The organism is Spirillospora sp. CA-128828 (assembly GCF_050945415.1).
GTDB lineage: Bacteria > Actinomycetota > Actinomycetes > Streptosporangiales > Streptosporangiaceae > Spirillospora.
On the sequence record NZ_CP191986.1, the window covers coordinates 5,618,244 to 5,633,242 of the forward strand.

13 protein-coding genes are annotated in these 14,999 nt (G+C 70.0%); 6 read left to right on the forward strand and 7 right to left on the reverse strand.

Annotated features, from left to right (window positions below):
• Positions 1–16 precede the first annotated feature (16 nt).
• Positions 17–934: a substrate-binding periplasmic protein gene (locus tag ACQPXG_RS27415; protein ID WP_433461989.1), complete on the reverse strand. Its 918-nt coding sequence runs from the start codon at positions 932–934 to the stop codon at positions 17–19.
• A 181-nt stretch (positions 935–1,115) separates the two neighbouring features.
• Here ACQPXG_RS27415 and ACQPXG_RS27420 point away from each other — a divergent pair, with 181 nt between their 5' ends.
• The 4 genes from ACQPXG_RS27420 to ACQPXG_RS27435 all read left to right on the forward strand — a co-directional run bounded on the left by ACQPXG_RS27420 (position 1,116) and on the right by ACQPXG_RS27435 (position 4,855).
• Entirely contained in the window at positions 1,116–2,297 is a 1,182-nt protein-coding gene (locus ACQPXG_RS27420; protein WP_433461990.1) for a CdaR family transcriptional regulator, read from the forward strand.
• Positions 2,298–2,623: 326 nt separating this feature from the next.
• Entirely contained in the window at positions 2,624–3,124 is a 501-nt protein-coding gene (locus tag ACQPXG_RS27425) for a hypothetical protein (RefSeq protein WP_433461991.1), read from the forward strand.
• Positions 3,125–3,144: 20 nt separating this feature from the next.
• Positions 3,145–3,279, forward strand: a complete 135-nt coding sequence (locus ACQPXG_RS27430; protein ID WP_433461992.1) for a hypothetical protein — start codon at positions 3,145–3,147, stop codon at positions 3,277–3,279.
• 298 nt (positions 3,280–3,577) lie between these two features.
• Positions 3,578–4,855 carry a PQQ-binding-like beta-propeller repeat protein gene (locus ACQPXG_RS27435; protein ID WP_433461993.1) on the forward strand — a complete coding sequence of 426 codons (1,278 nt, stop codon included), beginning with the start codon at positions 3,578–3,580 and terminating at the stop codon, positions 4,853–4,855.
• A gap of 3 nt (positions 4,856–4,858) precedes the next feature.
• Here ACQPXG_RS27435 and ACQPXG_RS27440 read toward each other — a convergent pair whose 3' ends face one another.
• The 5 genes from ACQPXG_RS27440 to ACQPXG_RS27460 are packed head-to-tail and all read right to left on the reverse strand — an operon-like array spanning position 4,859 to position 10,499.
• Positions 4,859–5,689 carry a carbohydrate ABC transporter permease gene (locus ACQPXG_RS27440; protein WP_433461994.1) on the reverse strand — a complete coding sequence of 277 codons (831 nt, stop codon included), beginning with the start codon at positions 5,687–5,689 and terminating at the stop codon, positions 4,859–4,861.
• Positions 5,679–6,620 (reverse strand): carbohydrate ABC transporter permease, encoded by a 942-nt coding sequence (locus ACQPXG_RS27445; RefSeq protein ID WP_433470059.1) that lies wholly within the window; start codon positions 6,618–6,620, stop codon positions 5,679–5,681. Before ACQPXG_RS27445 ends, ACQPXG_RS27440 begins: the two co-directional genes overlap by 11 nt.
• Positions 6,620–7,867 carry an extracellular solute-binding protein gene (locus tag ACQPXG_RS27450; protein WP_433461995.1) on the reverse strand — a complete coding sequence of 416 codons (1,248 nt, stop codon included), beginning with the start codon at positions 7,865–7,867 and terminating at the stop codon, positions 6,620–6,622. Before ACQPXG_RS27450 ends, ACQPXG_RS27445 begins: the two co-directional genes overlap by 1 nt.
• 15 nt (positions 7,868–7,882) lie before the next feature.
• Positions 7,883–9,481: an FAD-dependent oxidoreductase gene (locus ACQPXG_RS27455; RefSeq protein WP_433461996.1), complete on the reverse strand. Its 1,599-nt coding sequence runs from the start codon at positions 9,479–9,481 to the stop codon at positions 7,883–7,885.
• Between the two features lies 1 nt (position 9,482).
• Positions 9,483–10,499 (reverse strand): LacI family DNA-binding transcriptional regulator, encoded by a 1,017-nt coding sequence (locus tag ACQPXG_RS27460; protein WP_433461997.1) that lies wholly within the window; start codon positions 10,497–10,499, stop codon positions 9,483–9,485.
• A gap of 220 nt (positions 10,500–10,719) precedes the next feature.
• Here ACQPXG_RS27460 and ACQPXG_RS27465 point away from each other — a divergent pair, with 220 nt between their 5' ends.
• Entirely contained in the window at positions 10,720–12,588 is a 1,869-nt protein-coding gene (locus ACQPXG_RS27465) for a hypothetical protein (protein WP_433461998.1), read from the forward strand.
• 2 nt (positions 12,589–12,590) lie between these two features.
• On the forward strand, positions 12,591–13,544 hold the full coding sequence (locus ACQPXG_RS27470) for an alpha/beta hydrolase (protein ID WP_433461999.1): 954 nt from the start codon (positions 12,591–12,593) through the stop codon (positions 13,542–13,544).
• Here the strand turns inward: ACQPXG_RS27470 and ACQPXG_RS27475 are convergent.
• Positions 13,529–14,740, reverse strand: coding sequence for a PepSY-associated TM helix domain-containing protein (locus ACQPXG_RS27475; protein WP_433462000.1), 1,212 nt, complete (start codon positions 14,738–14,740; stop codon positions 13,529–13,531). The two genes, ACQPXG_RS27470 and ACQPXG_RS27475, sit on opposite strands and share 16 nt — an antisense overlap.
• Between the last annotated feature and the right edge of the window lie 259 nt (positions 14,741–14,999).

A 14,999-nucleotide genomic window follows, 5' to 3' on the forward strand; every position in this document is an offset into this window, starting at 1 on the left:
CGTCGGGGTGTCCGGATCACAGCGAGGGCGGCCGCCAGCCGGCGGGCCGGTCGACGCCCTGGCGCTCGGCCGCCATCCACGGCGACGCCTTGAGGAACTGCTCCGGATCGCCGCCGTACTTCTTGACCAGCGCGGCCATCGACCCGTCGGCGTACATCTCCCGGATGCCCGCGGAGACGGCCTGTTCGAGCTTCGGTTCCTGCTTGGGGATGTAGAAGCTCGTCATGTACGGCCGCAGGTACTCCAAGGCGGCGTTCTGCTTGACCTGCGCGTCCGTCGGCGGTGTCAGGTACCGCGTGGTGAACTTCAGGTCCGGCCGCTTCTGCTGCGTGTAGATGATCAGCAGCGGATCGAGGAAACCGACGGAGATGCGGCCCGCGCCGAGATCGTTGAAGACGCCGTTGGCGTTCGGGTACGTGTGGAGCTTGGCCCCGGGGACGGCCTGGATCGACTTGACCCACACGTACCCGGTGACCGTTCCCATCGACAGCCCCTTGAGATTCTCGACCGTCGGGTACTGCGCGTCGCCCCGCACCGCCATCGCGGGGGGTGAATAGTACGGCGGATCGGTGAACAGCCCCTGGGCCTGTCGTTCCTTGGTCCACGCGATGCCGCCGATGGTGATGTCGGCGCGTCGTGACTGGACGCTGCCGAGCATCCCGGTGAAGTCGGTGACCCGCGGCTTCAACTTCAGCTTCAGCTTGGCCGCCACGTGCTGGAGGATCTCGCTGTCTATCCCGACGAGCTTGTCGCCCCTGGTGGCCGTGTACGGCATGTAGGGCTGGACCGCCACCGTCAACTCACCGGGTTTGAGGGTGTTGTAGGCATTGGCGGCGTCCGCCGATGCTCCGTCGTCTCCTGCTCCGCACGCGGCGGACGCCAGCACGGCCAGTGTCACGCCCGCCGCCGCCGTCCGGCGATTACTCCACACCATCGGATCTCGGCCTCTTCTCCTGCTCGCTCCCCCGAACCCGCCTCGTCGATTGCCGTTCACGGTAAGGAGCGGTGCGGCGCCGAGTCATTGGACGAATCGCCCGAACTTAGCTGATTCTTCTCTTGGTTTCGCCGTACGATCCGTACAGCCCGCACGATCGCCGCGACGCACGGGAGGCGCCATGGCCGACGAAGACGGCGCTCCAGGACCCGCCGTCCTCACCTCGGCGCTGGCTCAGGGCATCGCGGGCGACACCAGCACGATCATCGGCTACAACGTCCTGATCACCGACCGGGACGGCATGGTCATCGGCAGCGGGGACACCAGCCGGATCGGCTCGTTCCACGAGGCGTCGGTGCAGGTCATGCGTACACAGCAGGCGGCCGCGCACTCGGCGGGGCAGGCCCGCCTGCTCCGCGGGGTGCGGCCCGGCGTCACCCTCCCGATCGTCATCGACGGCAACGCCGTCGGGACCGTCGGCATCACCGGGTCACCGGCCCAGGTCAAGCGGTTCGGCCAGGTCGTCAAGCGGCAGACCGAGATCCTCCTCCAGGAGTCGCTGCTCCTGCGGTTCCGCCTGCTGCGGGAGCGCGCGGTCGAGGACCTGCTCCGCGAGATCGCGCACTTCGACCCGGACGTCGTGGCCGCCGCGGACCTCGTCGCCCGTGCCGCCGAGCTCGGCTACGACCTGTGCTCGGCGCGCGTCGCGGTCCTCGCCGACATCGGCTCCGGGCACCGGGTCGACGACATGCTGCGCGCGGTGCCGCTGCGCGTGATCCGCGAGACGTTCACCGACTCGCGGGATCTGGTCGCGGCGGTGGCGCCGGGCCGCCTGGCCGTGTTCCACCAGACCCGGGACCGGCCTGTCCGCGGCCTGCTCCCCGCCTGCCGGACGATCGCGGACGAACTGTCCCGCAGACTGTCGGCCCCCGTGCGGATCGGGGTCGGTGCGGCCGCGTCCTCGGTCGCCGAGCTGCGCGACTCCTACGAAGACGCCACGGCCGCGCTCCGCTTCGGTCCGCTCGCGCAGCCGGGGACCGACGTCCACCTGATCGAGGATCTGCGGATCCACCGGCTGATCGCCGCGGTCGCCCCGCGCGCCAGGGCACGGTTCACCGAGTCCCTGCTCCCGGCCCTGCGCTCCCGTCCGGACTGGCCGGTGCTCCGCCGCACGATCACGGCCTGGTGCGAGAGCGGGTTCAGCCTGGTGCGCACAGCGGACACGCTCAACATCCACCGCAACACCCTGATCTACCGGTTGCACAAAATAGCCGAGCTGTCCGGCCACTCCCCCCGCGACCGCCGGGCCGAGCTGGCCCTCTACCTGGCCTGCATAGCCGACCAGATGGAGGCCGGCCCCTGACCCCGGCGGAGTCCGCGTAGAGAATCAGGGTCACGTCGCGGCCCTGGGAAGCACCGACGGACTTCGTGCCCGGTCATATGAATGAGCGCGGCCATAAGCCGCGCCCAGGTGAGACCGCCCTCCCGCAGAACTGCCCACCGCCACGCGCACCCAGCGCGCCCGCGTCCCGCTCCCATCAGCGAACCGCGCAGAACGGCCTGACCTGGACGGTTCGCGCTGCTGTCAGCGGAGCCGACGACATGCTTGCGCATTCCGGCGAATACGGCACGGTAGCTCCCGAATCCAGTCGCGCGCACTCGCGCACGCCGCAAACCAGGAGTCATCCAATGACGAAAAAATTCGACCGCAGTGCTCTCTCCTACCGCATTGCGAACTCCATCCGCAGCGCTGCCCTCAACCACAGTGCCCTCTTCCGCACCAGCGTTGTCATCGGCGCCGTCGTCGTCATCGCAGGCGCCATCATCACCGGCGCCTGCGTCACCACCATGGGCAACGGTGACCAGAGCGTCGTCGAGGTCACCACCGCCCTCGTCATCTGCGCTGCCGTCGGCGCCGGTTTCGTCGCCGTCATCGGCAGCATCCTCAGCGCCATCGACGGAGTGGGCTTCCGCTTCGACATGGTCGGCCTCGTCAACGTTGGTGTCGCGGCCCTCTTCACTTTGTTCGTCGGTGCCGTCGTCGGGGCTGTCTGCGGCTTCGCCTTCCTCGACCGCGAAATCCCCGGCGATCTCCAGTTCAATACCTACAGCGGCAGCTTGTTCGGCTTCATGTGCGCCACGGTCATGACCATCAGCGCCATCATCACCGAAAGCCGGGCCAGCCGCTAGACCGCCCGCAGTACGGGGGAATGTTCTACGACGCGATCAGCCTCGCGTGCGGCGAGCTCTCCCCTCGGGGTCACCTCTCCGCCGCGGCGATCCGCAGCGCGATGGGCGACTTCGACATCACCGTCGAGGTGCACATCACCGTCACCCCCAAGTAGCTCGTCCGCCTACGACGCGCTCGAGCCGAGTCACCGGCCTTTCTCTCACCCTGAGGAAGGCCGGTACCTTTTTACGGAGCCGAACAGCGGTTCGGCTAGCGGTGGCTGTCACCCGGTGTCCGCTAAACACCCCAGCAGGCGCGCAAGGTTCAGGTACTTCGGTGATCAGCCGTGGGATGGGACGGCCGCTGGTGACTCCACGCTGAAAGTCAGGGCGGGCGATCGCAGCGTCTGTTCCGCCCTCCACCGCGTTAGACCCCGATGGCGGTCACGGGGTCCAGGCCGGGACAATGTCCGGATGATCCGCTCCCGGCTTGATATATGGATCGCCGCCGTCGTTCTCCTGGTGTCCACCGCAGGGGTCTCCTGCTCTGGTATCTCGCCGCGGCTGCCGTCCCGCGAGGGCCCGCCCGCGGCCTGGTCCCTGTCCGTGCCGACCGGCGAGAGCACCACGGCGGTCATCGGGCGCGTCGCGGTGATCGCCAACGACCGGGCCGTCCTCGGCGTCGACCCCGGGTCGGGCCGGGAGTTGTGGCGGGTGCCCTCCGGTGAGGACGACGAGGTCGACGTGGCGGGCGCCCTGATCGTGCACCGGCAGAAGACCTCCACGGCCGACATGGTCCGGTTCACCGTCATCGACCCGGCGAACGGCAGGACGCTCTGGCAGGACGGCCCGGTCGGGAAGGTACAGGTCACGCAGGACTCCGTCCTCACCACCGTCTGCGGCGCAGGGGACAGCTGCAAGATCACCCGAAAGGATCTGCGCACCGGGAAGGTCCGATGGAGGCTTCAGAGCGACGACGTGTGGCTTGCGAACGCGGCGGTCGGGGTGCGCCGGCCGCTCGTCCCGGACACCGGCCGGCTCTTCGCCTCCCGGCGCGGCGACGGCCGGCCCCTGCCACCGGCCGGAATCGAGAGATCCGACGCGGCCGGCTGGTACACGGTAGTGATCGGGCGGACGCTGATCACCACCGACCACGATCCTGAGTCCGGCGACGAGAACTGCACGGTCACCATCACCGCACACCAGGCGGAGACCGCCCACCGCATGTGGACCCGGAAGGTCTATTCGGGCCAGAAGGCCGACGGCGAATGCGAGAAGCGGCTCGTCCCGTCCAGCACCGGCCTCGACCTGATCGGCGACGGCCGCCGGATCGCGGCGTCCACCGACACCGGCAGGCCGCAGGTCTTCGATCTGGCCTCGGGACGGACGATCTGGCGCGGCGACGCTCCGGGCGTTCCGATCGACGGTGACGGGAACACGCTCCTGGTCCGCGAGCACGCCGACACTGGCGCCCTCACCTCGCTGGACTTCACCACCGGCCGCGTCCTGTGGAAGGCACCCGATCCCGGTCTACCGGGGAAATCCGCCAGTTGGCAGACCGCCGTCACACAGAAACGCATCGCCGTCAGCGGAGCCGAGGACGACCACCCGTTCGTCCTCGTCTACGACGCCGCCACAGGCCGTCGCCTCGGCCGCTTCCCAGGATGGCTGCAAGGGCTCGGGAACGACTGGGTCGCGATAGGCCACGACGCCAAGGTGAACACGCTCACCTATGACTTCATCCGCGTCTGATGCTCAGCCCTTCAGGCCCGAATGGGCCAAACCCTCAATGAACTGGCGCTGAGCCAGGACGAACACCACCAGGATCGGCAGGGTCGACATCGTCGCCGCAGCCAGTTGGACGTTCCACATCGGCCCGCCGTAGGCGTCCACGAACTGGGTGAGTGCCTGCGGCAGGGTGAACATGTCCTTCGAGGACAGGAACACCACAGGCTCCAGGTAGAGGTTCCAGGAGTGCAGGAAGGTGAAGATCGCCACAGCGCCGAGGGCCGGTCTGGCCAGGGGCAGCGCGACCCGGTAGAAGGTCCCGAAGCGGCCGAGGCCGTCCACCCGGGCGGCATCCTCCAGTTCGTCGGGCAGGCTGATGAAGAACTGCCGCATGATGAAGGTCGCCAGCACGCTCGGGGCTCCCAGCACCGGCACGAGGATCAGCGGCCAGTGCGTGTTGACCATCCCCGCCTTCTGGAACATCTGGAACAGCGGGACGATCGTCACCTCGCTCGGGATCAGCAGCCCGGTCAGGACCACCACGAACAGGGCGTTCTGCCCCGGAAACCTGATCCGGGCGAAGGCGTATCCGGCCATCGACGACACGACCATGGTCCCCGTAGTGACGATCAGCGCGATGTACAGGCTGTTGAAGTACTGCCGAGCGAACGGCTGAAGCTCGGACGCCTGCCGGTACGCCGTGAGATCGAACCGGCCGGGCAGCAGCGACGAGGGGAAGGCGAACACGTCCGCGGCCGGCTGGAACGAGGCGGTGACCATCCACCAGGTCGGGAAGACGAACGGCACGCACAGCAGGCACATCAGCCCGTACAGGGACAGTCTCGTTCTACGACTCATGGAAGACCCACCTCCGCCGCATCCGCCACTGCAGGAGGGTCAGCGCGGCGACGATCGCGAACAGCAGGACCGACAGGGTGGCCCCGTACCCGAAGTGGTGGAACTGGAATGCCTGCTGATACAGGTAGTAGACGAGCACGGTCGTCGACGTCCCCGGCCCGCCCTGGGTGAGCACCGCGATCTGCGCGAACACCTGCAGCGACCCCACGACGGTGATGATCGAGGTCAGCAGTACGGTCGGGCTGATCAGCGGCAGAGTGATCCGCCGGAACCTGGTCCACGCCCCGGCCCCGTCCAGCTCGGCGGCCTCGTACAGCTGCCGCGGGACGCCCTGGAGCGCCGAGAGGAACAGCACCATGTTGAGCCCCACGTTCTTGAGCACCTGGACGACCACGACCGACGCCATCGCGGTCGACTCCCCGCGCAGCCAGTTCGGCCCGGTCACCCCGACCGCGTCGAGCAGTCCGTTGACCCCGCCGTTGGACTGGAGCAGGAACTGCCAGACGATCGTCCAGGCGACCAGCGAGACCACGACCGGCGAGAAGAACAGGGTCCGGAAGAGGACCGTCCCACGCAGCCGCTGGTTGAGCAGCACGGCCAGCGCCAGCGCGAGGGCCAGGTTGAGCACGACGAGCCCGATCGAGAACAGCACGGTCGCGCCGAGCACCGACCGCAGCTTCGGGTCGTCCACGAGCCTGCCGTAGTTCTCGCCGCCGGTGAACTCGAACGTCCCGGCCAGCACGTTCCACTCGTGGAGGCTGTACCAGAACACCAGCCCGAGCGGCACGAGCACGAACAGCACCGTGCCGATGAGCTGGGGCGCGGCCATCAGGTAGCCGACGAGGTTGTCGCGGCGCCGGATCGTCCAGTAGGAGCCCCGGGGGGCGGCCTCGGCCGCCGCCCCCCGGGTCCGCAGCTCGGTCGCGGCCATCACGATCCCAGCATTGGCTGGATCTTCGTGCAGACCCCGTCGAGCACCGACTTCACGTTCGCGCCGGGCGTCCACAGCGGGTCGAGCGCCGCCCGGACGGTCTGCGCCAGCTCTTCCTGCCCGGTGTGGCTCGGCTTGACGACGCCCTTGCCGATCCCCGCCACGACGACCTTGTCGAGCTGGCCGGGCTTGAGAAGCGGGTTGCTCTTCGCCAGGGTCTCGGTGTTGAGCTGCGAGGAACGAGGCGGCGGGAAGTAGGCCGCGAGCTTGGCCGAGTTTGCCTGGTTGGTGAAGAAGGCGAGGAAGTCGGCGGCCGCGGCGGCGTTCTTGGACTTCTTCAGCACGCCGAGCCCGCCCTGGCCGATCACGAAGTAGTCTCCCTTCGGCCCGGACGGCAGCGGGACCAGGTCCCAGCCGAACTTCACGTCCTTCAGCAGCGACGCGCGGGAGATCTGGGTGATCGTCATAGCGGCATCGCCGGTGAAGAAGTCGACCTTGGTGCCGGGGCCCGGCACCGCCTTGTCGGTGAAGATCGCCTTGTGGAGAAAGGTCATCGCCCCGGTCATCTCCGGGCTGTTGAATCCGCAGGTCTTCCCGTCCTCGCTCCAGGCGCGGGCACCCCAGCCCGTCCAGACCGAGGCGAGGTTGTCCCAGTTCTTGTAGTCGAAGTCGCGGATGACGAGCCCGTTGCCCCCCTTCGCGGCGACGGCGGCGTTGACGGCCTCGACCTTGTCCCAGGTCCACTCGCCCGACTTGATCAGCTCCTGCGGGGACTTCTGCCCGGCCTTCTTGAGCGCGTCGGTGTTGACGAACACGCCGAACGGCGAGGTGGAGAACGGGTAGGCGTACAGCTCGCCGTCCTTCTTCCACAGTTTCGTCGTGGACGGCACCAACTCAGCGCTGTCCTCGACCTTCGAGTTGAGCGGGGCGAGCGCGCCGGACGCCACGAAGTCGGGTGCCGAGCTCTCCAGAATCCAGGCCAGGTCGGGGGCGTTCCCGCCGGCCAGCTGAGTGGTCAGGGTGGTGGTGTAGGACTCGACCGGGATCGGATCGAACTTGATCTCGGTGATGTCCGGGTGGGTCTTCTTGTATTCGGCAGCGATGTCGTTGAAGAGCTTCAGGTGTGCCTCGTTGGAGGTCCAGATCGTCATGCGCAGCGCATGCGAGTCCTTGTCGTCCGAGGAGCCGCCGCACGCGGCGGTGGTGGCGAGCAGCGCCGCGACGGCGGCGAGGGCGCGGAGTTTCATGGGGTGGGGGTCTCCTCAGTATCCGACGATCTCGGGCCAGCGCAGGCTGACGCCGTCCCGGGTGAGGCGGTGCTGGAAGTCGGCCAGGAGGGTCTCGTCCTCCCGGACGGCGTGGGGCGTGGCGGCACGGTCCAGGCAGAACGCGGCGAGCGCGCCCGCGGCCTCTCCCGCGTTCCACTCGACCGGATGCAGGCGGTAGGCACCGTTGGTGATGTGGGTGGTGCCGATGTTCTTGCTCGCGGGCAGCAGGTTGGCGACGCGCTGGGGGATCAGCGCGCCGAGCGGGATCTCGAACGGTGAGCAGGCGACATCGAGGTAGTTGTCGCCACCGGTCGAGGGGTGCAGATCGATCCGGTACATCCCGATGCCGACGGAGTCGGGGTAGGAGACAGCGCCCTTGTCGCCGCGCACCGCCAGCGACAGGTCCTGTTCGGGGACGGTGTACAGCGCCCTGATCCGGCGAGACTCCCTGATGTAGGGGGCCTGGGCGAGGCCGTCGGTGGAGCCGGTGACATCGCCGCGCAGCCGCAACCCCGGGTAGCCGGTGCCGCCGTCGTGGCGGGGCGCCTCGGTCTGCATCCAGTACAGGACCGACTTCGACAGTTCCCGGGCCGCGGCCAGGTGTCCGGCCGCGTCGGGGACGTCGAAGGCCGGCCCCTCCAGGTAGTCGATCATCGGCCAGTTCACCAGCGTGATGTCGCTGGCGTAGGCGCCGGGCAGGAAGTTCCGGCGGGCGGCGATCCGGCGGAAGGTCCACAGGTTGCCGTCGCCGGGGCTGATCCGCTGGTCGGCCAGGACGGCGAGCGGGTCGTCGTCCGGGTTGGGCGTGAAGGAACGCTCCATGACCTCGAGCGTGCGCGGGTTCGGGCAGCGCCAGGACAGGAGCTTGTCGCCCCAGAAGGACGGCTGGTAGTCGCGCCAGAAACCGTAGGAGGCGGGGCGGTCGATCGTGTGGTCGCCATCGAGGTGGTCCATCGCGAAGCACACCGACACGGCCTGCATGTTCAGCGGCTGGGGCTCGGCGGGGGCGCTCGGCTCACCGGTCTCGGCCTGCGCCTCAAAGCCGGTGACGTACTCGGTGCCGGTCAGCGGGAGGAGCTCGCCGGTCTCGGTGGCGTCCAGGATGTAGGCGCCGGTGACGACCACCTCACCGGCGTCGCCCCCAAGCGTCACGGAGGTGACCCGGTCGCCGTCCACGGTGGCGGCGATCGGCCGGTACGGCTGAAGCACCCGCAGCATGCCCGATCCCCGGTAGCGGGCGAGCATCGCCTCGATCACCGCTACCGCGACGCGCGGCTCATGGCACAGCCTGCTGACGTTGCCGCCACCCGGATTGAACTCGCGGGCCGCCCGCGCCGCCTCGGTGAGCGGGTAGTGCTCGCGGTAGTAGCGCCGGATGCCGTCGCGCAGGGCCCGGTAGGAGGCCGTGACGCCGAAGTTCTCCACCCACGACGGCTCGTCCGGCGGCACGGCCTGGCTGGTGAGCTGGCCGCCGAGCCAGTCGAACTCCTCGGACAGGACCACGGTGCGTCCGGCCCGCAGCAGAGCCAGCGCGGCCGCCACGCCGCCCAGCCCGCCGCCGACGACGACCGCGTCCGCATGGATCTCGTGCACGTCAGGCCTTCCGGTTGCGGGGGGCGGCGAGCGTGGTGCCCTCGACGGGCTCGCACGGCAGCAGTTCCTGGGGCGTTCCGCCTCGTTCGAGAACGTCCGTCAGCAGCTCGACGGCGCGCCAGCCGATCTCACGCCGCGGGATGCGGAAGCCGGTGAAGCCGGGTCGCCGGTCGGGGGTGCCGAGCACCAGGATCGACAGGTCGCCGGGGACCGAGAGGCCGCGGGCCTCGGCGGCCTCGGCCAGGGCGGTGCCGTCGGCCGGTTCCTCGACGAACACGGCGGTCACGCCCGCCGCGCTCAGCTCGTCCAGGATCCGGGCGTGGCCGCCCGCTTCGACGGGGAGATGGAGGGCCCCGGGACCGGCGGCGTCGCGGAAGCCGCGCATCCGGTCGGTCCGCGACTCGCCGCCCTCCCCCGCCCCGACATAGGCCAGCCGGGCGTGGCCGAGCGCCTTGACCCGCTCGACCAGGGCGCGGACCGCGGGCGGATAGTCCACCCCGACATACGGGACGGGTCCGCCCGCGTCGTCGCGCCGGCCGATCGAGATGAAGGGGAGGCCCTCGGCCAGCAGCCGGGCGAGGTCGTCGCGGTCGACGGTGCGGCCGAGCAGGACGCAGCCATCGGCCAGCCGGACCCGGCTGTCGGCGTTGAAGATCCGCCGCTGCTCTCCCGAGGCCGCCTTGGCACTGGTGAAGAGCAGCAGGTCGCACCCCGCGTCCTCGGCCCGTTCCTCGATCCCGAGCAGGAACGGATGGTAGAAGTCGGCGCTCGCCGAGGGGAACACCGCCTCGTAGGTGAAGACGCCGATGATCCGGTTGCGCCGCTCCGCGAGCCTGCGCGCGGCGGGATCGGCGATGTAGCCGGTCTCGCGGATCACGCGCAGGACCCGGTCGCGGGTCTCCGGGGAGATGCGCACCTCGGTGTCGGTGCGGTTGTTCAGGACCATCGACACCGTCGTCTGGCTCACGCCGGCCATCCGGGCGATGTCCTGCTGCGTCAGGCGCCTGGGAGGGGTCACGGTAGGTAGCAGCCCAATCTGGTGATAATGCGCATTGGCACTTCGGCGGGCCTCATTCTGAGACGACGTCCCCGCGACTGTCAAGAGGTGATTTTCCCTGTAGTAATTCGCATTATCACCTTGACGGCGGATCTTGGCGGGAAGAGACTCTGCGGCCAGCCGGACCTTTCGTCGTCACCCAGGGCGAGGGTCGCCGCACCACCCCCGAGGAGCTGGCACGGTGTTCAAGCCCAGAGACATCAGCCGTCGCGGTCTGCTGACCGGAGCCGGAGCGGCCGCGCTGCTCACCGCCCTGCCCGCGGGCCGCGCCTCCGCCGCGGGCCCGCTGCCCGACCTGGCCGGGCTCGGCCCGATCACGCGGGTCGCCTTCGCACCGGCGGAACAGCGTGTCGCGTCCTACCTGGTGTCGCTCGCCCCGATGGCCAACGGGATCTCCGACGCCGACGCCGACTACGGCTTCTTCACCGGCGGCTGGTGGCGCACGCCCGCCAACGCCACCAACGCCCGAGTGCAGGAGCACGTCCTGACCCTGGCCTGGTTCTACGCCAAGGCCCGCTCCTGGAACCCCTACGCCGGCGATCCCGCGCTGCTCGCGGGGCTCGACGCGGCCCTCGGCCACTACCTGGGGCTGCAACACCCCGACGGCAGCTGGCCCGAGTACTCCGGCGGCGAGCACTCCCTCGCGGCGACGGGCTTCGCGCTCGGCTACCTCAGCAAGGTCCAGTCGCTGCTGAGGTCGGCGAACGCGCTGCCCGCCCGCCGTACCCGGATCACCGCGGCGCTGCGGACGGCCATGACCTGGCTCCTCGATCCGTCCAACGAGAGCGTCTGGCAGAACGACCTGACCTTCGCCAACCAGGTCACCGCCGGGCTCGCCGGGTCGGCCCTCGCCCTCAGACAGGACCCGGACGCGGCCCTGCGCTCGCGGCTCACCGCCGCGATCGGCCGGCTGGCCGCCCACGGGCAGAGCCCCGCGGGCTTCTTCTACGAGAAGTCGGGGGCCGACATGAACTACAACTTCGAGGTGATGCTGCCCGAGCTGGCCGACTGCTGGCGACAGAGCGGCGACTCCCGGCTCGTCACGATGGCGTCCGCCTACACGGGCTGGCTCGGCTACAACATGCTGCGCGAGCCCGACGGGTCCGGCTGGATCACCAACATCGGGCCGTCGTCCCGCACCAGTTCCCTGTTCTACAACGACACCAGGCCCGATCCGGAGCGGACCGCGCTCAACGGGCAGTTCGTCCCGGACGTGCCCGCACTCGGGGCGTTCCTGTCGGCCCGCGAGGACCTCGCCGCCGCCCGGTCGGCCTGGGCCACCGACCCCGCGCCCATCCCGGCCCTCGTCAAACCCGACACCTCGCCGCGCATCATCGCCCACGGGTTCTACGGCGAGCGCTTCGCGACCCGGAAGGACAAGGACCACGCGATCGCGCGGCTGCCGTACCTGAAGTCGAAGAACTTCACCGAGCGCCGCGCCGACCTCGGCCAGGAGTTCCTTTTCCTCCGCCGGCGCGACCTCTATCTGGGCGGCTACTTCGGGACGCGCCGGGCCACCCCCCTTTCCTGCACCGGTTTGACCTTTCTGTGGCACCCGGTCGCAGGAACCGTGATCCAGTCGCTGAACGACAACGACCACGGCTGCTGGGCGACGGTCTTCCCCGGCCAGGTCGCGGACGCCGACGGCCCGCAGCCCATCGAGTTCCTCGGCGGTTCCCCCTACGCCTTCCGCTTCCACACCCCCACTTCCTCGGTCGTCACCACGGTGACGGCCGCCGACGGGCGGCTGACCAGGTCGGTCCGCGCGACCTCGGCGGCCGGTGAGCAGATCCCGCTCGTGCTGCGCGCCTCCGACACCGTCGTCTTCACCAACGGGACGAGGGCTCCCTACGGCGGCTCGGTCACGACCACCGCCGATGGCCTGGACCTGCACCGACGTGGAGGCGTCGTCCGGTTCCGGTGGGGCGGACCGCGGACTGTGAGCTTCAGGGCGTCGTCGGTCCACCTGCTGGACGGCGCCCGGCGTACTCACATCCTGCTCGTCCAGCACGATGGGAACCTCGACCTGTCCATCGCGCTCGCATACTGACCATGCATCCGAACCTGGACCCCGAACTGCGCGAGGCCTTGACCCGGTCGCCCTTGACCCGGGTCGACTACACCTGCCTGTCCCCTGACGAGCTGCGCGACCTGCGGGAGCTGCGGAAGAAGGCCGGCGCGCCACCGTTGCCGGACGTGCGGGTCCAGGACAGGGTCGTCCCCGGTTCAGGGATCCGGGTGCGGATCTATCGGCCGCCGGCCGCCGCTCCGGAGGCCCCCTGCCTCTACTGGATCCACGGCGGCGGGATGATCCTCGGCTCCCCCGAGGCGGACGACGCCCGGGTGTCACGGTATGTCGCCGAGACCGGAGCGGTGGCCGTCTCGGTCGACTACCGGCTGGCCCCCGAGCATCCTCACCCGACCCCTGTGGAGGACTGCTACGCCGGGCTCGTCTGGACCTGTGAGAACGCCGCCTCGCTCGGCATCGACGCGTCGCGCCTGGCCGTCGGCGGCATCAGCGCGGGCGGCGGTCTGGCGGCGGGCACCGCCCTGCTCGCCCGCGACCGGGACGGACCTCCCCTGGTCTTCCAGCTCCTGCTCTGCCCCATGCTCGACGATCGAGACGCCACCCCGTCCAGCGCGGCCTTCGCCGAGGCGATCACCTGGCCGCGTGCCTTCAACGTCTTCGGCTGGTCGGCGCTGCTCGGTGCGGACGCGGGCGGGCCCGACGTCCCCATCTACGCGGCCCCCGCTCGCGCCGCCGATCTGTCCGGGCTTCCCCCGGCCTACCTGGACGTCGGCGAGCTGGAGGTCTTCCGCGACGAGTGCGCCGACTACGCCCTGCGGCTGGTGCGCTCCGGCGTCTCCGTCGAGTTTCATCTGTGGCCCGGGGCCTTCCACGGCTTCGACGACGCACCGCTCCCATGCACCGGGCTCGTCCGGCGCGCCCGCGCGGAGCAGGTCGCGGCCTTGCTCCGCGCGTTCGGGCGTCACCCGGCCGGGTAGTCCCGCCGGGCGCCCAAGGCCACGGCGGCGTCGATCACCACAAAGGCGAGCAGTGTGATTCCGGCCAGCGGCACCGCCCAGCCCACCAGGAGGACGGCCGGGATGCCGAGGAACAGAAAGGTGGGCGGGAGCCGCCGCCAGGTGCCGCGCGCGGGCGGCCGCCCGACGGGCGAGCGCCGGTCAGCGCGGGTCGGACGGCGTTGCCACCACATCCGGTAGCCCCAGAAGATGATCCCCAGCAGGCCCAGCGCGGTGGCGGCGAGTAGGAGCTGGTTCGGCAGGCCGAACAGCCGTCCCATGTGGAACTGGATGCCCAGCGTGGACAGTTTGGCTAGCCACGGAGTGTCGGCCCAGTTCACGCGCGCGGTGACCTGCGCAGGAGAAGCGTCGACGGCGACCTTGTCCCGATGCACGGGCCACTGGTCGTCGACCTGGGCCACGCTCCAGACGCTCTTGGCGTCCTTGGGAGGGCTGACCTCGATCGGACCGGTCAGCCCGGCCTGGCGCGCGGTCGCCAGCACCCTGTCGACCTCGGCTGCCCGATCGGCTGTCCCGGAGCCGCCTCCACCGCCGTGATGCGCATGGCCGCCTCCCGGCGCCGTCGCCGCACCAGGCCGTGCGGTGTTCAGCTCAGGGGCAGTGGACCGCAGCTTCGCCTGGACGGCGTCGAAACGGGCCCCAGCATGGTCGGACCAGGTCAGGCCGGTCGCGCTCAGGAACAGCAGGACCGCGCCAAGCCACACCCCGGCGACGGCGTGTCTGCCCCGCGTGCGGCGGACGCCCTTGGCAGAGCGGTCCGGCCAGAACGCCCGGCGGGACGGGCCGCGGCCACGGCAGTGACGGCGGCGGCCCAGCCACATCAGCAGCCCGCCGCCGACCATGACCCACAGCCAGCTGGCGGCCGTCTCCGAGTACAGCCGTCCGGCCGTACCCAGGTGGAGGCTGCGGTGCAGCTCGTCCAGCCAGGTGGTCAATGGCGTCGATCCGAACGAGGTGGTCAGCGCGCCCCGCACCTGGCCGGTATAGGGGTCGACGTACACGGTGCGCTGTTTCTCGCCCAGCTCCGGCACCGACAGGACCACCTTCGTGGTGGCATCCGCGTCGGCCGGCGGGATCACAGTGGCGACCGTGCCTTCGGGATGCGCCGCCGTAGCGGCGCGTACCTGGTCGGCCAGTGGCAAAGGCGAGCCGGTCACGCGTTCGACCGCAACTCGTCGCCGTAGACCAAGGCGTCGAACTGAGGGTGAACGCGTAGGCCAGCCCGGTCAGCGCCGCCAGGGCCAGGAAGGGCGCGACGAACACGCCGGCGTAGAAATGCAGCCGCCGCACGAGCGGCCACACATCGATGGAACGGTGCGCGCCGTCCGGCCGGGCGACGTCGGCCGCGCCCGTTGGAACAGGGTCGGCATCCGGTTGGAGGCCGCTCGCAGGATCGAATCCGCGGCCCATCACATT